General features: G+C 50.1%; 16 protein-coding genes. 7 read left to right on the forward strand and 9 right to left on the reverse strand.

The window, feature by feature from the left end; genetic code table 11:
* Positions 1-9 precede the first annotated feature (9 nt).
* On the reverse strand, positions 10-1,803 hold the full coding sequence (dnaG, locus tag HYX48_01370) for a DNA primase (GenBank protein MBI2742550.1): 1,794 nt from the start codon (positions 1,801-1,803) through the stop codon (positions 10-12).
* Between the two features lie 109 nt (positions 1,804-1,912).
* On the opposite strand from dnaG, the gene HYX48_01375 reads away from it, so the two are divergent.
* The 3 genes from HYX48_01375 (at position 1,913) to uvrC (ending at position 7,024) form a co-directional block, all read left to right on the forward strand.
* Positions 1,913-2,320, forward strand: coding sequence for a hypothetical protein (locus HYX48_01375; GenBank protein MBI2742551.1), 408 nt, complete (start codon positions 1,913-1,915; stop codon positions 2,318-2,320).
* Positions 2,317-4,923, forward strand: coding sequence for a DNA mismatch repair protein MutS (mutS, locus tag HYX48_01380; GenBank protein ID MBI2742552.1), 2,607 nt, complete (start codon positions 2,317-2,319; stop codon positions 4,921-4,923). Before HYX48_01375 ends, mutS begins: the two co-directional genes overlap by 4 nt.
* Before the next feature lie 280 nt (positions 4,924-5,203).
* Positions 5,204-7,024, forward strand: a complete 1,821-nt coding sequence (uvrC, locus tag HYX48_01385; protein ID MBI2742553.1) for an excinuclease ABC subunit UvrC — start codon at positions 5,204-5,206, stop codon at positions 7,022-7,024.
* Here the strand turns inward: uvrC and HYX48_01390 are convergent.
* From HYX48_01390 to HYX48_01405, 4 genes are all read right to left on the reverse strand, one after another.
* Complete coding sequence (locus HYX48_01390) at positions 7,021-8,178, reverse strand: hypothetical protein (GenBank protein ID MBI2742554.1); 1,158 nt, start codon at positions 8,176-8,178, stop codon at positions 7,021-7,023. The two genes, uvrC and HYX48_01390, sit on opposite strands and share 4 nt — an antisense overlap.
* A 24-nt stretch (positions 8,179-8,202) precedes the next feature.
* The gene (locus HYX48_01395; GenBank protein MBI2742555.1) at positions 8,203-9,354 is read right to left on the reverse strand and encodes a hypothetical protein; all 1,152 of its coding nucleotides are present in this window, start codon (positions 9,352-9,354) and stop codon (positions 8,203-8,205) included.
* Positions 9,355-9,422: 68 nt separating this feature from the next.
* Positions 9,423-10,685 (reverse strand): NCS2 family permease, encoded by a 1,263-nt coding sequence (locus HYX48_01400; protein ID MBI2742556.1) that lies wholly within the window; start codon positions 10,683-10,685, stop codon positions 9,423-9,425.
* Positions 10,678-11,079 (reverse strand): Asp23/Gls24 family envelope stress response protein, encoded by a 402-nt coding sequence (locus tag HYX48_01405; GenBank protein MBI2742557.1) that lies wholly within the window; start codon positions 11,077-11,079, stop codon positions 10,678-10,680. Before HYX48_01405 ends, HYX48_01400 begins: the two co-directional genes overlap by 8 nt.
* Before the next feature lie 232 nt (positions 11,080-11,311).
* Between HYX48_01405 and HYX48_01410 the strand changes: the two genes are divergently transcribed.
* Entirely contained in the window at positions 11,312-11,725 is a 414-nt protein-coding gene (locus HYX48_01410; protein MBI2742558.1) for a DUF4339 domain-containing protein, read from the forward strand.
* A gap of 10 nt (positions 11,726-11,735) precedes the next feature.
* Here HYX48_01410 and rpsN read toward each other — a convergent pair whose 3' ends face one another.
* Together rpsN and rpmJ are read right to left on the reverse strand one after the other, a co-directional pair.
* Positions 11,736-12,041 (reverse strand): 30S ribosomal protein S14, encoded by a 306-nt coding sequence (gene rpsN, locus HYX48_01415; GenBank protein MBI2742559.1) that lies wholly within the window; start codon positions 12,039-12,041, stop codon positions 11,736-11,738.
* 33 nt (positions 12,042-12,074) lie between these two features.
* On the reverse strand, positions 12,075-12,212 hold the full coding sequence (gene rpmJ / locus HYX48_01420; protein MBI2742560.1) for a 50S ribosomal protein L36: 138 nt from the start codon (positions 12,210-12,212) through the stop codon (positions 12,075-12,077).
* A gap of 144 nt (positions 12,213-12,356) precedes the next feature.
* On the opposite strand from rpmJ, the gene rpmH reads away from it, so the two are divergent.
* From rpmH to HYX48_01435, 3 genes are read left to right on the forward strand one after another with little or no spacing between them, the layout of a single operon-like run.
* Positions 12,357-12,491 (forward strand): 50S ribosomal protein L34, encoded by a 135-nt coding sequence (gene rpmH, locus HYX48_01425; protein ID MBI2742561.1) that lies wholly within the window; start codon positions 12,357-12,359, stop codon positions 12,489-12,491.
* Positions 12,492-12,517: 26 nt separating this feature from the next.
* Entirely contained in the window at positions 12,518-12,829 is a 312-nt protein-coding gene (gene rnpA, locus HYX48_01430; protein ID MBI2742562.1) for a ribonuclease P protein component, read from the forward strand.
* Between the two features lie 16 nt (positions 12,830-12,845).
* Positions 12,846-14,849, forward strand: a complete 2,004-nt coding sequence (locus HYX48_01435) for a UvrD-helicase domain-containing protein (GenBank protein MBI2742563.1) — start codon at positions 12,846-12,848, stop codon at positions 14,847-14,849.
* Between the two features lie 105 nt (positions 14,850-14,954).
* On the opposite strand, the gene HYX48_01440 is transcribed toward HYX48_01435, so the two are convergent.
* Both HYX48_01440 and HYX48_01445 read right to left on the reverse strand, forming a co-directional pair.
* On the reverse strand, positions 14,955-15,698 hold the full coding sequence (locus HYX48_01440) for a hypothetical protein (protein ID MBI2742564.1): 744 nt from the start codon (positions 15,696-15,698) through the stop codon (positions 14,955-14,957).
* Positions 15,699-15,700: 2 nt separating this feature from the next.
* Entirely contained in the window at positions 15,701-16,762 is a 1,062-nt protein-coding gene (locus HYX48_01445) for a thioredoxin family protein (protein ID MBI2742565.1), read from the reverse strand.
* Positions 16,763-16,777: the final 15 nt, after the last annotated feature.

Consider the following 16,777-nt stretch of genomic DNA (forward strand, 5'->3'; position numbering starts at 1 on the left):
TTTCAGCTTTTAGATAATGATCTGGGGAGGGTGTTTTTTGATCTCGTCGAACTGCTTGGCGAGTTCGAGGACCTCTGTTTCGCTGCACTTGCCGCTGTGAATCTTGATGCGGATGTCTTCGCGCTTCTGAAGCCAGGAGCGGTTGAGGATCTTCTGGATGGTTTCAATCACACCCTCTTTGGCGCGCTGGAGGTTGATCTTCTTCTGCATGATCTCGGAGAGGAAGAGCTGATCTTTTCCCTCTTGCAGGCTTGTTCCTAGCGCCAAGAGGTCGCGCGGCTTCTTCTCAGCATAGGCCTGCATGTAGAGGGCATAGAGCTCTTTGCAAACGGGCACGCGCAGCTGCTGCTCATCCATATTTGCGCGGATGAGCTCGACGATATTGGGCTCGCTCTCGCCCACAAAAAAGAGCCAGCGAAGAAGATCGGTTTCTAGGATGCGATCGGGATCTACTTTCTCAACAGCGGAGGCCATGCGGCTTAGCTCTACTCTTGCAGGTGGAGCGTTGGGAACGAGGTCTCTCTCTTTGCTGAGCATCTCGAGAGGCACGCGCGCAATCTCAGCAAGGCGTCTAAGGCTCTCGTGCACCATGATCGGATGCTCCCAGAGGCGCACCTGCGTTGCAATCGTGCGCACAATCTCATTCTTCTGCGCTGGAGAGTCGAGATTTAACCCTCTTCCCAAGTGGTTGAAGAGGAAGGGCAGGTAGGGAACGCTCTCTTGCAGGAGTTTGGCAAATGAGAGCTCTCCTCGTTCACGTAAAAAGGCGTCGGGATCGGAGCCTGCGGGCATCGGGACGATCGAGACCTCAACTCCCTTCTTCTGGAAGAGATTGCCGATCTTTACAGCAGCTTTCTGTCCCGCCTCATCGCCATCCATCGCGAGAAGCGCATGGCTTAAACCGAGATGCATGAGCTCTCTGACATGATCCTCTCCGAAGGCGGTACCCTGTCCTGCGACGGTGTAGTCGAATCCCGCGTAGATGAGCCTTAACGCATCGATCTGTCCTTCTACAATCAGCGCGCGTCTCTCTTTTGCGATCCTCTGCCGGCTGTAGCTAAGACCAAAGAGCACGGAGGATTTTTTAAAGAGAGGGGTTTCGGGAGTGTTGATATACTTACCACCAAAGGTCTCCTCTTTGAACTTACGGGCTGAAAAGCCGATGACCATGCCGCTCGCATCGGAGATGGGAAAGGTGATTCTGTCGCCAAAAAAATCGCGTCTTCTGCCCGACTCGGAGAGGTGCAGCAGCCCTGCCTGTGCCATGAGCTCTAGATCTCCATGATCTGAGGGGAGGATCTTCTGTAGATAGTCGGAAATTGCTGGGGCGTAGCCCACGCGGAATCTCTGGATAAAATCGAGGTCGATGCCTCTCTCGTAGAGATAGCGAAGTGCCTGGTGCCCTACTGGAGTGTAGAGAAGCGTAAAGTGGTAGAGTTGGCACGCCTTCTCAAGGAGATTTTTGAGCGCTGGTTTATTGGGGCCTCTCCCCTCCTGGGCCTCATCGCTCTTTTCTAAAACAACTTGAAAGCGTTCTGCGAGATGTTCTATCGCTTCGACAAATCCCATCTTAAGGTAGCCCATGAGGAAGGCGATCGCATCTCCATGCGCGCCGCATCCAAAGCAGTGGTAGTGGGTGTCGCCGCGCTGAATCGTAAATGAGGGGGTCTTCTCATCGTGGAACGGGCAGCAGGCTTTGTGGGAAGATCCGCTGCGCTGCAAGCGAATATGCGACGAGACGACCTCTACGAGGTCGATCTTGCTGCGCAGATCATCCAAACTCTCTTTCTTGTACATCGACATACTACAGCTCATCTTAGAGGGTGGATGAAAACTTGAAAAGGACGCTTTTTGATCGGATTGGATCAAAAATTGGCTTTCAGATACTCTGGAAATCAAAACCGAAATATTTATGCATAGCAACGTAGACCCAACTGCGCCCTTCACTGCAAGACCAGTGGCTAATCCCTACTGCGAGCCTGTGGATCTTGCGCCCCCACTTGCCCCTAGCTTCTCTCCATTTAGCTCCTCTGTAGAAAAGAGCCAGCTCACTCAAGAGGAGGCTCCATCTACCAGCTTGCAAGAGCAGCTGAATCTGCAGATGGTCCCGCGCCTAATTAAAATTTTTAAATTGAAAGAGGCGCTGCAGGAAGCGAGAAACCCGCCAAACCGCTTGCAGAACGAGTCTGGAATTTCGATCCAGGCTGTAAAAGATGAGCTTCTTGAAATAGAAAAAGATTTTCAAGTAGCAAAAGGCTGGATCGACACCTGTCTCGCCCAAGCGCGAAGAGCGCTTGAAGAGGCTAGAAAGAGCGAATGAGCACGATTTCAGAAACAGCTACTGCACCCACAAAGACATCCCCGATGATGCTTCAATGGGAGGAGCTAAAAAGTAGCGCAGGTCAAGCAATTCTTTTTTTCCGTCTGGGGGACTTCTATGAAGCCTTCTACGACGATGCTATTCTCATTGCAAAAGAGCTAGATATCACCCTCACCAAACGGCAGGAAGTGCCGATGGCCGGCGTCCCCTTTCACAGCAGCGAAGGGTATATCGAACGCCTAGTCTCCAGCGGATTTCACGTTGCAGTTGCAGAACAGGTGGAAGACCCTCGCATGACGAAGGGGCTTGTTAAGCGCAAGATCATGCGGATTGTCACACCCGGCACGCTGATCAACTCCGCGCTGATTCCAGAAAAAGCAAATAATTTCTTAGTCTGCCTTACACAGACAAACCGCCTCTTTGCCCTCGCAGCACTCGACCTTACGACCTCAGAATTTAAAGTCTTTGAAACAGAAGATAGAAAGCTCCTTCAAGATGAGCTCCTCTGCATGCGCCCTGCAGAACTGCTCGTCTCAGAAAAATTTTTCAAAGAGCATGAGACTCTCTTATCACAGTTAAAAACAGAAGCTGGCTCTGCGATCACAAAAAAAGAGGAGTGGCACTTCGATCACCAGTACGCCCTCGATCTTCTCCTCAGACATTTTAAGGTGCACTCGCTCGATGGCTTCGGTTTAAAGGGAATGATCCCCTCCATCAATGCGGCTGGCACCCTTTTACGCTATGTGCAGGAGGAGCTCACGCTTGCAGTCTCTCACATCCAGCAGATTCATGTGCAGCCCTCGGCATCCTACATGGCTCTCGATCACGCAACTGTGAGACACCTGGAATTAATCGACACTCTTTCTCTGGGAAAGAAGGGCTACTCGCTCCTCTCTCTTCTCGATGAGACGGCTACACCGATGGGAGGACGCCTGCTGCGACAGTGGCTCACCCATCCCCTCCTATCCGTAAACGAGATCTCCGAGCGCCAGAAGGCTGTGGCTGCATTTTTGCAGGATCCTGCAAATGCGCGTCTGCTTAAAAAAGAGCTGAGCCAAGTGCGCGATCTCGAGAGGCTCATCATGCGCATCGAAACGGGATATGCATCCGCACGAGATCTCCACGCTCTGCGCCTCTCATTGGAGCCCACTCTTACAATCACCTCGCTCTTGAAGGGCTTTAATGCGCAGCTGATCTCGACTAACCTCCAGCGCATCTCCGATCCCACCCCCCTCTGTAAAATGATCGAAAATGCGCTTGTTGAAGAGCCGCCACTACGTCTTACCGACGGTGGAATTTTCAAAGCGGGCTACCATCCTGAACTCGACGCTCTGCGCGCCTTAAAAGGCGATAGCCACGCCTGGCTCGCTAAGTTCCAGATGGAGCTGCGCGAGAAATCTGGCATTAAGACGTTAAAGGTCGCCTACAACCGCGCTGTCGGCTACTTCATCGAAGTCAGCAGAGGTCAGGCCGATAAACTGGTGCCGTTTGCAGAGAGAAAACAGACGCTTGTGAACACGGAGCGCTTCACAACAGCGGAGCTAAGAACCTACGAACAGCGCATGCTCACATCGGAAGAGAAGATGTCGGTTTTAGAGACCGAACTCTTCCACGCTCTCAGACTGGCCATTGCACAAGAGGCCCAGAGCATACGCGAAATTGCACGGGCACTTGCACAGATCGACTGCCTCCTCTCTCTTGCCCAAGTCGCAAGAGAGCAGAGCTACGTCTGTCCGCTCGTCGATGAGAGCGACCAGCTGAATATCGAAGAGGGGCGCCATCCAGTTCTAGAAAAAGCGCTCATCGGAGAGAGGTTCATCCCCAACGATGTTCTTCTCAATTCAAAAGAGAGAAGACTCCTGCTTATCACCGGTCCGAATATGGCTGGTAAATCGACCTACCTGCGCCAGATCGCACTCATCGCCATCATGGCACAGATCGGCTCGTTTGTACCTGTGAAGCGCGCGCATATCGGCATCATCGACAAGGTCTTTAGCCGCATCGGCGCAAGCGACGACCTCTCGAGAGGACAGTCGACTTTCATGGTGGAGATGACCGAGACCGCCAACATCCTTCATAACGCCACTCCCCGCTCGCTCGTCCTCCTCGATGAGATTGGACGCGGCACTAGCACCTACGACGGGATATCGATTGCGTGGGCAGTCGCAGAGCACCTGCTCAGCCGCGGCCCAAAAACCCTCTTTGCCACCCACTACTGGGAGCTGACCAAGCTCGAAGAGGAGAAGACAGGCGCTGTCAACGTTCACGTCGCTGTCCACGAGAGCAGAGATGAGATCGTCTTCTTGAGAAAGATCGTAAAGGGAAGCACCGACAAGAGCTACGGCATTCACGTCGCTCGCCTTGCAGGCCTACCCGCTACAACTCTGCGCAGAGCCCAAGAGCTCCTCGCCTCTCTTGAAAAAGAGGCCTATCAGAAAAGATCTCATGACACGAAGCAGCTCAACCTCTTCGACGCTGCCCCTGCGCAAAAACCCGACCCCTCCTTCGTCAAAGAGCTCCGAGATCTCGACCCCAACACTCTCTCCCCCCTCGACGCCCTCCTTAAAATCACCCGCTGGAAAACAGAAGTAGATAATTTATAGGACTCCTATTGAGATCTTTCGATAACCAGAATAGAGTGGCTATAGTCTTTAGAGATTCTTTTTTGGAGTGCGGCGACTCGGCGCCGCTTTTTTCGATATCGACCTGTCGATATCTCCTTAAAAAACATCGCCGAGTCGATGTTGAGAAAAGCGGCGCCGAGTCGCCGCACTCCAAAAAAAAACCAGTTACGTCGCAGGGAGGCCCCGAGAGAAAGCGTAGCTTTCCCCTGGCCTACCCGACATGTCTATTCAGTTTAATAAATAAAAAAACGAATTTTAGATGCGCTTTGATGTGACACAACTTGAGCAGTTTCCGAAGGAGACGGGCGTCTATCTGATGAAGGATGCTTCGGGAAAGGTGATCTATGTGGGAAAAGCTAAACAGCTGCGCGTTCGCCTGAAGCAGTACTTTGCAAAGGGGCGTGATGAGCGGGCGATGATTCCGCATCTTGTTGCACAGATCGCTCACATCGACACTCTTCTCGTGCCGACTGAGAAAGAGGCTCTGATGCTGGAGAACACCCTCATCAAAAAGCATCAGCCCAAGTTTAATGCGGTGCTTAAGGATGATAAGACCTTCATCAGTCTCATGATCAATCATGATCATAAGTGGCCGATGGTGCGCCTGATCCGCTACAAAGGAAGACCGAAAGAGAAGGCTCTCTACTTCGGTCCTTACACGAGCGCGCACGCAGCCAGGCAGACCTTTGAGCTAATCACGCGTCTATTTCCGCTGCGTCAATGCTCAGATGAGGAGCTAAAGCGAAGAACGCGCCCCTGCCTGCTCTACTCGATTAAACGCTGCATTGCCCCCTGTGTGGGGCTCTGCACAAAACCCGAATATGATGAGTTTGTCGATGGCGCCATCAAATTCTTAAAAGGTCAGGACAAAGAGGTTTTAAAAGAGCTCTACAGAGAGATGGAGAGAGCCTCTGAAAATCTCGAGTTTGAGAAGGCAGCAGCACTTCTTCAAACGATCCGCCAGATTGAACACGTCACCGAACATGAGGGGCTCGTTTCAAAAGCCTCCAGACGCGACTGCGATGCGATCGGCCTCTTCTGCCACGGCGACGAGAGCATTCTGATGCAGCTCTTCTTCCGAGAGGGAAAACTGATCGGATCGGAGCACTACAGCTTCTTCCGCGTCGCGCAGAAAGAGAGCGAGATCCTCGAGACCTTCATCATGCAGCACTACAGACAGAGTAGCGCGCCTCCTCCTGAACTTCTTCTTCCTATCGAGCTACCTGAAGCTGCACTTCTTGAAGAGATTCTATTTGAAGCGCACCAGAAGAAAATTGAGCTCGTCGTTCCCAAGAAGGGAGACAAGAGAGAGCTCGTCCACCTTGCAGAAAAGAATGCGAAGGCGACCTTTGAACAGGAGAAGAATCAGCAGGAGCTCCAAGAAAAATTACTGCTCGATCTGCAAGAGAGTTGCAAACTCAACCGCTATCCCAAGCGGATCGACTGCTTCGACACCTCAAACATCGCAGGCTCCGATCTGGTCGCAGCTGTCATCTCTTTTTCAGAGGGAAAGCGCGACCGCGCCAAGACGCGCCTCTACCGCATCCGCGGCATCGAGAAGAGCGACGATTATGGAGCTCTGCATCAGGCACTCTCTAGACATTTGCAGAAGGCAAAAGATGCAGATGATCTTCCCGACCTCGTGCTTATCGATGGTGGCAAGGGGCAGCTCAACGTCGCACTCGACGTCTTCAAAGAGCTCGATATCGCCTCTGTAGATGTGATCTCAATTGCAAAAGAGGCGGGCCGCCACGACCAGGGGTTAAGCCAAGAGCGCCTCTTCATCCCCAATCAGAAAGAGCCCGTTCAACTTAGCATCCGCTCTCCCCTCCTCTTCCTTCTTCAGAAGATCCGCGATGAGACCCACGAGAAAGCGATCGGCTACCATCGCAAGCGCAGACAGAAGCGCACCCTTTCGAGCAGCCTTGAAGAGATTCCGGGAATTGGCAAGGTGAAAAAGACGCGCCTTCTGCGCCACTTCGGCAGCTTGAAGCGCATCCTCGAAGCCTCCGAAGAGGAGCTCAAAGAGGTCAAAGGCATCAACCGCCGCGACATCGAACGACTAAAGAGCAGTCATTAAGAGAGAGGGGTGAAGCGCTCGAAGAGGCTCTCTGTTTCGGAAAGGATCGGTTCTTGAGCAAACATCTCTCCCCAAGTTTTGGGAGTTCCCTCTCCAAAAAAAATAGGCTGCTGATCAATTCGAATAGGGAGGTTATATAAATAATGGCGAGATTGTCTTCCTAAATCGTAATAACCAGGAAAGCGCTGTCCATTTTGTCGAGCTAGGCGAACCTCCTCTATTAATCTCTCGCAATCTAAGAGGCTAGGTTGTACACGCACAGCCTCAGCTTGCTGTGCTGCTCTTTTCTCTTGTTGTGGCACCGAAGGGTCTGCAGAGTATATCAGTCGCTCATCCTGCGGCGGACCAAATCCTCCAGTAAGAAGAACAGGGAGCTGATCATAAATACTCGAGCATCTCACATACTCCTTCTTCTCAATTTTGAGCACCTCTGCAATAAGCTGCGTTAGCTTTCTCATTACGGGCCTCTCTCTCTTCTCATCATCTTCAAATATGCAAAATAAATCACTTATAAATAGCCCGTCATTTCTCTCCTTTTCCATCTTTATCATGCCCAGACATCCTCCTGCTTGATTTCTAACCTCAAGCGAAATCCCCTCAAGGCTACAGCGTCCATTCAGTGATTTGTAGGATGGAGAGAGATAAACGCTGGCCGCTGCTCCTTCAAGTTGAAAGCCACCAACCTTTATCTCTGGTGTCTGCGTCACATCAAATCTGATCTTTCGAAGGTGAGAAGTAGAAGAGCTTGGATCAACCCTCTGAGAACGGGCTATAGTGGCCTCCTCATATCCATAAAAAAGAGAGAAGAACAGTCCTACGGCCAGCTGCGCAATCTTGCACACTCCCCACAAAAACCAGTTGAGCTCATCCGTTTCTGCCGTGAGAGTTGCCTTATTCGTTTCAAGTCGCGCTTTCAGCCCTTGAATATCTTTTACGAGCGTCTCGCCTAGCCTCCTTCGATTGGAGTACTCACGTGCATTGCCAGTAGCAGGATAATTAGCTAGCTCTTGAAGAGCGCTCTCTATTGCTCTGCCCTGAAATTCTATCTCTTTTGCCAGCTCCTGATGCTCCACCCCCGAGTAGTAGGCGACGGTAGAAAGAAAGCTCTCATCTCTTGCTCCGCGAGCTGGTGCTGCTGATCCTGACCCTGTCATTTGACTCCTAAAAAAATTGCTAGTTTAAGTTAATTTTGAAAATTTTTGCAGGAGAGAGTCACTTCCTTCCAGGATCCTCTCTTTTTTAAAGATCTCAGGCCAAGTTGTTGAAGAGCCATCTGTTTCAAAATAAACCCGTGCATTCCCAACTGGGCCTAAATACAGCTCATCAAAGCTGTAGTAGTCACCTGAAGATTCAGGAAACCTGTGCCCTTGCTGTCTAGCCTTGAGAACTTGGGACAATAAGGTCTCACATATTACAGCATTTGGATCTCTACTTGAGAGGTGTGTTTTTTTATCCAGGTAAGGGACGTTTGGATCGGGATTATACTGAAATCGATTTACTGGTCCGAAGCCGCCAGCGACTAAAACAACTGCAGTTGCAGATGGAACATAGCGATACCGCGCACCACGAGCACCCTCTCTACTGACCATCTCTGCAATAAGCTGCACCATCTTTCTATTGACTGGCTTCTCGTATCCATTGTTTTCATGGCAAACCAGCTCTTTTACCACTAGGTGATCCGCATTTTTTAAAATTTCTACTCTACTAACAGATTCACCATTGCGAAGAGAGAGAGTAATTCCAGAAAAGATCAACTCATTACCCTCGAATTCGTAAATGGGAGAAGCGAAAACATTAACAGTTGCTCCTTCGATGGAGGTTTGACCCACGCGAACCTCACTGCGAGAAGCTTCCCTCATCTCAAAACTCTGAGGAAGGCACTTTACAGTCTCTTCAGCAGTTGCAAGACGTTGTAAGATAGCTCCTGAGCTTACACTGAAGAGCCAGTAGAAGAGCTCTACAACCAGCTGCGCAACTTTACACACGCCAGAAAGAAACCAGTTGAGCTCGCCCGTTGCGTGATCTAGACTTAGGCCGTCTTCTTCAAGCTGGCTCTTCAACTGTTTCAAATTTCCGATTATTTCTGCGCAGTTGCGTCTTCTCGCATTGTACTCCGCTGGGTCGCTAGTGATTGGAAGATTGAGAAGAAGGCGCAATCCAGCCTCGTTTACTTGCCCCTGCGTGTCCAAAGCTACCGCTAGCTCCTGATACGTGACCCCTGAATAGTAGGCGACGGTAGAGAGAAAGCTCTCCTCCCTCGCTGGAACCTCTCCGAGCGGACGCGGAATCGGACCTACAGCTGACTTGGATTCTACAGATGGTGCTGCCATTTGATACCTCAAAAAAAGTTTATAATATTTTAACACAATTGAGCGTTAAAAAATACACATTCATTTTTTTAATAGATGGCAAATTTGAGGAGGAAGAGGAAGCCCAGGACCCAGCCGAGCCAATGGACGTCGCTCCACTTGCCCGCAAGAAGCTTGCAGAGCGGATAGAGGGCGATACCAAGGCCGATGCCGGTGCCGATGCTGTAGGTTAAGGGGATGCCTACAATCGTCATGAAGGCGGGGATGAACTCTGAGGGGTCCTTCCAGTCGAGGTCGACCGCGGATTGCAGCATGAGAGCGCCGATGATGATGAGCACAGGGGTCACTGCAAAGATGGGAATGGAGGAGGCGAGCGGTTCAAAAAAGATGGTGAAGAGGAAGAGAAAGCCGACGGTGATTGCCGTAAGACCTGTTCTTCCGCCTGCGGAGACTCCTGAGGCGGATTCGACGTAAACGGCGCAAGCAGAGGTTCCTAAAAGCCCTCCGCAGACGGTTGCAACGGCATCGGGAAAGAGTGCTCTGCGGAGCCGCGGAAGATTTCCCTTTGAATCCAGGAACTTCCCTTGATGGGCAAGCCCCATGATAGAGCCAGATACATCGAAGAGGCAGATGAAGAGGAAAGAGAAGAGGATCATCCAGTTCTTGGGCTCAACTGCTCCCATGATGTCGAGCTTCATGAATGTATCGGAGGTAAACTGGGGGAGTGCAAAAAGCCCCTTCCACTGCACTACTCCGAGAAGAAGGCCTCCGACCCAAGCGAAGATAATGCCATAGAGAAGGGCCCCGGAGACGCGTCTAGCCAGAAGGCCGGTGACGAGAACAAGAGCAAGAGCAGTTAGAAGGACTTCTGGTGTCTTTAAGTTTCCCAGCGTGAGCAGAGTCTGAGGATGGGAGATGATGATTTTAGCATTCTTAAGACCCACGATGACCAGAAAGAGACCGATACCCGCAGTTGTCGCGACCTTAAGTGCTTGCGGAATCCCGCGAATGAGAAGCTCGCGCAGCCCCGTAATCCAGAGCAGAAGAAGCAGAATACCAGTTACAAATACGATCCCGAGCGCTGTCTGCCAGGAGACTCCTCCTCCAATGACGACCGAGTAGGTGAAGTAGGCTGCCATCCCCACGCCCGGTGCAAGACCAAACGGGTAGTTCGCAAGGCCTCCCATCAGAAATGAGCCGATAACTGCAATGGCAATCGTCGCGAGCATGGCCGATGCGAAGCTGATCCCTGCATCTGCAAGAATCAGCGGATTGACAATCAGAATGTAGGCCATCGTCGAGAAGGTCGTAAGGCCTGCTAGCAGCTCTCTCTTCACCAGAACTTTATTCACCTTTTTCTCCAGCTGAAAAGATCAGATTTTTAAAGACTACGTGTACGGAGCTAACATGTACACCAGTGAGCTCGCTGATCTTCCGAGAGACAACAGTCTGAATCTCTTCTGCCTTTTCAGGAAGAGAGACACCGTAGGCAACATTAACTTCGACTTTGATACGTACAGAGGGAGACTTCTCCTGCTGCTCGACGTAGATTCCCTTTAAGTGGTCGGTGATCTCTCGTCCCAGGAGTGCGTCGATGATATTCCCCTCGACGCAAGCGACCCCTTCAATCCTCGAGACCGTCTCCAGAACAATCGATTGAAACACGCGATTTTCGATGTCGCGCACAAACACCGTCTCTGGCAGTTCAAACTCTTTCGCGTCGATTTTTTTCAATAGATTCTGCATATGATCCTCCACTTAACAGCTCTCCACTTTTTCGCACCTAAACTTTTATTGCAAGCAATTCCATGAAGAGAAAGCGCGGGCCCCATCTCCCCCCTCTTTTCTTGTTCCGCCTCCCTCTTTCGTGAACGTGCCCATGTGCGTGCCCGCGCCCGATCCTCCTCCTCCTCTCTTCCCGATTCTTCTCCCATTTTTCCTTCCTGTCTCTTATACTTGGGTAAATTTTGGGGTAAATATGCAGCTTTTTATTACGGTTGTTTTGTGGGTTGTTTTGGGTTCGATCACTGCGCACTACGCCAAGGAGCGCGGAAGGGATCCCAGAAGCTGGTTTTTCATCGGGCTGCTTCTAGGAGTGCTAGGACTGATCGCCCTATTTGTCATGCCAAGGTTGAAACCAAAGGCGGGTTCTCCGCCGCAACCAGTGCAGCCAGTAGCTGTGCTCCCCATTCCAGAACCGGTCTCCCATAAGTTCTGGTACTATCTAGATCCGGACAATATCCAACTTGGACCCATGAGTTTTCAGGGTCTTGAGTCTGCATGGAGAGAGGGAAAGGTCTCTCTGGAAACGTATGTGTGGAATGAAGATCTTGTAGAGTGGAAAAAATTCAGGGAGTTCGCAACAGCGACCTCCCCTACAAAAGAAGAGTAGATCTAAAGGTCTACCAGCTTGACTTAGTCACGCCGGGAATCATACCCATTCTAGCCATCTCGCGGAAGCAGAGGCGAGAGAGTTTGAACTTTCTGAGAACTCCGCGCGCTCTTCCAGTGAGCTGGCAGCGATTGCGCAGACGTACTGGAGATGAGTTACGAGGCATCTTGTTCAGGGCGTTCTGAGCATCCATCTTCTCTTCCTGAGTCTTATTCAGATCCAGAACGACTTTTTTCAGCTCGTCTCTTTTTTTCCACTTGAGTTCTACGAGGCGCTCTCGTCTTTTTTGTTTAGCAATCGCAGATTTTGTTGCCATAATGCTCTGTGTTCTTTGTCTTCTGTTAAATCGTTATTTTTTACGCGCTGGTCCCTTCTGCCGCTGCTTGCGGTTAGGGTCAGTCTTATTGATCACATAGATACGTCCACGGCGGCGCACGATCTTATCTCCTTTAGAGGGATCGGCCTTAATAGAGGCTCTAACTTTCATGATACTAATCCTCAGATGAGTTTGTAAGGCATATTTATAGATCTCCCCTAGGATTTTCTTCAACTAGATAAAAATCGAACTTGCGCTTTTTTGTGATTTTTAAGATAGTCTACTCCATATTTTTGCATCATTTAGGAATGAACGATGAAGCGCACCTATCAACCAACTAAACTTAAGCGCCAGAGAACATGCGGATTTCGCAAAAGAATGGCAACTGCGAGCGGTCGAAAGATCGTCAACAGACGCCGTCGCCAAGGACGCAAAAGCCTTACTTACTAGGGCTTAAGTTTCCAAAACAAGCCAGGATCCGCACTAGGCGCCACTATCAGAGAGTCTTCCAAGAGGGAAAAAAACTCGTGGGAGACGCTGTTGGTATAGATCTTCGCCTGGGCCAAACTCTCCGTCCACGTCTGGGTATTACTGTCTCCAAACGCCATGGGAAGGCGCACGACCGCAACTATTTTAAGCGGATTGTGCGTGAAGCTTTTCGCCACTCCTATGCAATTCTACCCGCTAATTTAGAGATCAACGTCTTTCCACGCCTGCCTCTAGAAAAAATTACTATGTCTGGCGTACAAGCGGATCTAGCGCGCTTCGCTGAAAAAGTAAAAAAATAATAGATCCCCACCCCTTATGAGTGAATCTCTGATCGAAAAGGGTCTTGCAAAGCTCAACCCTGAGCAGCAGAAGGCCGTCTACACCACAGAAGGAAGAGTTCTGATTCTGGCTGGTGCCGGGAGCGGAAAGACGAGCGTGCTCGCCTGGCGTATCGCCTATCTAATTCTCTCAAGACATGTCAGCCCAAAAAATATCTTAGGTCTTACTTTCACCAACAAAGCGGCCCAGGAGATGCGGGAGCGCGTGGGCGGGATCATCGGCAAGCAGGCGGCCAAAGAGGTCACCCTCAGCACATTCCACAGCTTCTGCGCTCAAGTGCTGCGCCAAGAGATCCACCACCTCGGATATACAAAAGAGTTCAGCCTCTATGATGAGCAGGACGTGCGACGCCTGCTGAGGCAGCTAGTCCGGGTTGAGCTGGATCACGAAGGAGAACTTCCAGGTCTTGATGGAACAATCGATAAGATCAGCTGGGCAAAGAGCCGCTCATTCACCTCAGAGGAGCTCTCGGACCCCCTGACTAAAAAATTATTCGAAAGGCTCCAAGTCTGCATGCGCGCCTACAATGCAGTGGATTTTGACAGTCTCCTATCTCTTACCGTACAACTATTTGAGGAGTTCCCCGCTGTTTTAAAACGTTATCAAGAGCGCTTTCTCTACATTCTTATCGACGAGTATCAGGACACCAATCCGATTCAGTACCGCTTGGCAGAGCTGCTTGCGCGGGGGCACGATAATCTATGCGTAGTGGGAGATGACGATCAATCTATCTACGGATGGCGAGGAGCTGAATTAAAAAACATTCTTGAATTTACTCCAAAAACGACGATCAAACTAGAGCAGAACTACCGTTCAACACCTACAATTTTAAAAGCGGCGCATGCGCTCATCGCCCACAACTCTCAAAGACTTGGCAAAGAGCTCTGGAGCACAAAAGAGGTTGGAGATCCCATCGCCCTCTTTCATGCCCCGACTGAGATAGAAGAATCACAGGCTGTTGTAGAAAGGCTAATCTGGTTTAACAGGCACAAGGGAGTCGCTTGGAAAGATATGGCGATTCTCTACCGCTCTAATACTCAGGTGCGTCCTCTAGAAGCTGCTCTCATGCAAGGAGCTTGGCAGAGAGAGGGGCAGTGGGTGCGCGGGGTTCCCTACCATGTGTTCGGAGGAACGGAGTTTTATGAGAGAAGCGAAATTAAAGATCTGCTCGCCTATCTGCGCGTGATCCACAATCCTCACGATCAAGAGGCGCTACTTCGAATCATCAACGTTCCAAGGCGAGGAGTCTCGGATCAGGCGCTAGATCTTCTCACCCAGAACAATCGCAAGGCGAATATTCCTCTCTGGCAGCTCTTGACAGAGCTAGACCGTTCCCTGGATCTTCAGGAGCAGCTCTCCGACCGCGCCAAAAAAGGGATCGCCTCTTTTCTGGGAATCATCAAGAAAGCACAGACAAATTTTGCGACACAACCTCTCTCCTCAGCTCTCGAAGCTCTAATCGAAGAGATCGATTACAAAAAAGCGATCTCCGAAGAGGTTAAGAGCGAAAAGATGCGCGAATTCAAGTGGGAGAACGTCACCTACTGCGTTGAGGAGATGAAAAACTATGAAGAGGAGATGACTCACCAGAATTTAGACAGTGAGATCTCTCTTCACAACTTTTTGACAACAACCCTCCTCAACGGAGAAAAGTCGGAGAGACGGGAGAAGGAGTTCAAAGAGAACCGAGTCAATCTGATGACCTTCCATGGAGCCAAGGGGCTCGAGTTTGAAGTCTGCTTTCTTGTCGGATTGGAAGACCATCTTATTCCTCACGAAAAGAGCATCGGCACCCGCGGCATCGAGGAGGAGAGAAGACTTCTCTACGTGGCAATGACACGCGCAAAAAAACACCTCACACTTACAATGGCAAGAAGCCGCAAGCGCATGGGCAAAGAGAGCAATAGCACTCCCTCCCGCTTTTTAAACGAGATTCCCAAAGATCTTCTCAAAATCTCCTCCTGGAAAAAACCCGACTAGCCTCATATAAGAGTTTTTCTTTCGGAAAAACCCTCTGTTTATTTTGTTGGAATTTTTTACAGCCAAAATAGACATGTCTCTTCTGCTAATCCACAATTAAAAAAACTAGAGGGTGTTCAGGATGCGGGTGAGGCCGCCGTGCTTGCGGATGAACTCTTTGCCCCAAGCGCCAACCCAGTGGACGATGAGCGCGCCGTGAATAACGCCCGATGAGGGCTGCACGTTGCAGATCTCGGGCAGCTCGAAGATGGGAATCTTCTCAGAAAAGATGATGCGAGATAAAACGCACTGATCTCCCATGAAGCGCTCGCTATTTTTAGAAGACTCCTCTGCCCATCTTTTCAAAATGGGTGCGTCTTTTTTATAGAGAATAACTCCAGAATTATAGACCACCTCACCGATAAGAAGTGTGGGGTCGCCTTGTTTGACGAGTGGTTCTCGAACAATTCCAAAATCTGCACCATCTGGAAGAGTTGAAAAAATGGGATCAAGTGGGCCTAAAACCTCACAATCGAGATCGAGCCAGAGGGTTGTTTGAAAGGGGGTCTCAAGCATTGAGGAGGGCTTCCTAAACCAGGCTTGCCTCGCCTTCCAAACAGAGGAGCCGTAACTCTGCTCCCATCTGCTTGCAACATCTTGCAGGCACTCCGCTCTGTCTTTGATCTTTCCAGCATCCAGCGTAGCAGTAATGACCTTCAGGCGGCTATGACACCAGGCGCGCGCCTGGTCCGACATGCCGAGGTCGATAATGGCAACAGGGAGTGTATTAGTCCGTCTATAGCTCTCCCACCACCAAGAAAGCAGCCACTCCTGCTCCTTATCTACAGCTAGAAGGACCCCTCTCTGCATACTTATCTTTTATAGGTTTCGAGGTAGCTTATAGTTTCCGCGATCTCTGGTTTCTGCGTCTCTGGAGCCGAACTATACGAGGCGTTGGCATGTGTAAGAGCTTCTGAAATCTCATTTTTTGTGAAGAGATACTGGGCGATCATCATCTCCACCTTCCATGTATTTTCTTTATCTTTCTCTCCAAACTTTTTCAGGTATTGGACGAGTGGCTTCACTGCAGACTTCGTCTGGTTCTTCTTTTTGAAGTTATGTGATTTGACTTGGAAATCCAGGATCGCGAGTCGAAGTTGCGAACCGCTTAAGTTCTTTGGATCTCTCTCTGTGATTTTTTCTCTTATCGACTCTCTCTCTTCTCTATCTCCGCTCTCTTGAAGCTCGGCATATCGCTCTAAAAGAAAGAAGGTTCCCTGATCCTTTTTTAATCCCATCGCCATCAAGCTATCTGTATAACGATTGCAGTTTAGTTCACGCGCTTTCAGATAAAGAGGCTGAAGCTCTTCTGCGCCTAAAAGAGAGAGCTCTTGTCCATCGACCTTTCCACTTAGCTCTTCATAATCAGCGATCATCTTTTCAATGCGGGCTGCAAATTCAGCAGGAGTGAGCGGCAGATAACCGATTCTGAACATCTCCTCTTGATTTGGAGTGATGACAATAAGCGTAGGAAGCTCTTTAACTCCGTAGATCGACTTTAACTCTTGAACCTGAACTGCTGTTGCGTTCTTATTAAATGGAATGTTCAACCAGACAAAGTTGAGCTGATCTTTCAGTGGGTTAATAAAATCTGGGTCGCTTAATATCTCTTTGTCGATCTTATCAGTCCACGGACACCAGCCACTGCCCATAAACGCGAGGAGCAGGGGTTTCCCATTCTCTTGCGCTTTAGTTAAAGACGCAGAATAGTCTTCGCTCCAGATGCTGGACTTTTTCTGCTGAAGAAGGACCTGTTCTATCTGCTCTCGAGGAGTTACAGGCAGAAGAAGCGTCTTTCCCTCACTTCCCATTTGAGAAGAGATCTGAGCCGAAGTGAGCAGCAGCAGAGAGGAGAGAAGAAAAATACGGTGCATTTTGTTGTAACCTTG

This window comes from Chlamydiales bacterium, from assembly GCA_016185065.1.
Classification (GTDB): Bacteria; Chlamydiota; Chlamydiia; order Chlamydiales; family Rhabdochlamydiaceae.

What these genes read in the sequence shown, in the direction of transcription:
- rpmJ (MBI2742560.1), bottom strand. Translation starts at nt 12,212, where the DNA reads ATGAAAGTTAGAGCCTCTATTAAGGCCGATCCCTCTAAAGGAGATAAG.
- HYX48_01395 (MBI2742555.1), bottom strand. Translation starts at nt 9,354, where the DNA reads ATGGCAGCACCATCTGTAGAATCCAAGTCAGCTGTAGGTCCGATTCCG.
- rpmH (MBI2742561.1), top strand. Translation starts at nt 12,357, where the DNA reads ATGAAGCGCACCTATCAACCAACTAAACTTAAGCGCCAGAGAACATGC.
- HYX48_01375 (MBI2742551.1), top strand. Translation starts at nt 1,913, where the DNA reads ATGCATAGCAACGTAGACCCAACTGCGCCCTTCACTGCAAGACCAGTG.
- rpsN (MBI2742559.1), bottom strand. Translation starts at nt 12,041, where the DNA reads ATGGCAACAAAATCTGCGATTGCTAAACAAAAAAGACGAGAGCGCCTC.
- HYX48_01410 (MBI2742558.1), top strand. Translation starts at nt 11,312, where the DNA reads ATGCAGCTTTTTATTACGGTTGTTTTGTGGGTTGTTTTGGGTTCGATC.
- uvrC (MBI2742553.1), top strand. Translation starts at nt 5,204, where the DNA reads ATGCGCTTTGATGTGACACAACTTGAGCAGTTTCCGAAGGAGACGGGC.
- HYX48_01435 (MBI2742563.1), top strand. Translation starts at nt 12,846, where the DNA reads ATGAGTGAATCTCTGATCGAAAAGGGTCTTGCAAAGCTCAACCCTGAG.
- HYX48_01440 (MBI2742564.1), bottom strand. Translation starts at nt 15,698, where the DNA reads ATGCAGAGAGGGGTCCTTCTAGCTGTAGATAAGGAGCAGGAGTGGCTG.
- HYX48_01405 (MBI2742557.1), bottom strand. Translation starts at nt 11,079, where the DNA reads ATGCAGAATCTATTGAAAAAAATCGACGCGAAAGAGTTTGAACTGCCA.
- HYX48_01390 (MBI2742554.1), bottom strand. Translation starts at nt 8,178, where the DNA reads ATGACAGGGTCAGGATCAGCAGCACCAGCTCGCGGAGCAAGAGATGAG.
- mutS (MBI2742552.1), top strand. Translation starts at nt 2,317, where the DNA reads ATGAGCACGATTTCAGAAACAGCTACTGCACCCACAAAGACATCCCCG.
- HYX48_01445 (MBI2742565.1), bottom strand. Translation starts at nt 16,762, where the DNA reads ATGCACCGTATTTTTCTTCTCTCCTCTCTGCTGCTGCTCACTTCGGCT.
- dnaG (MBI2742550.1), bottom strand. Translation starts at nt 1,803, where the DNA reads ATGTCGATGTACAAGAAAGAGAGTTTGGATGATCTGCGCAGCAAGATC.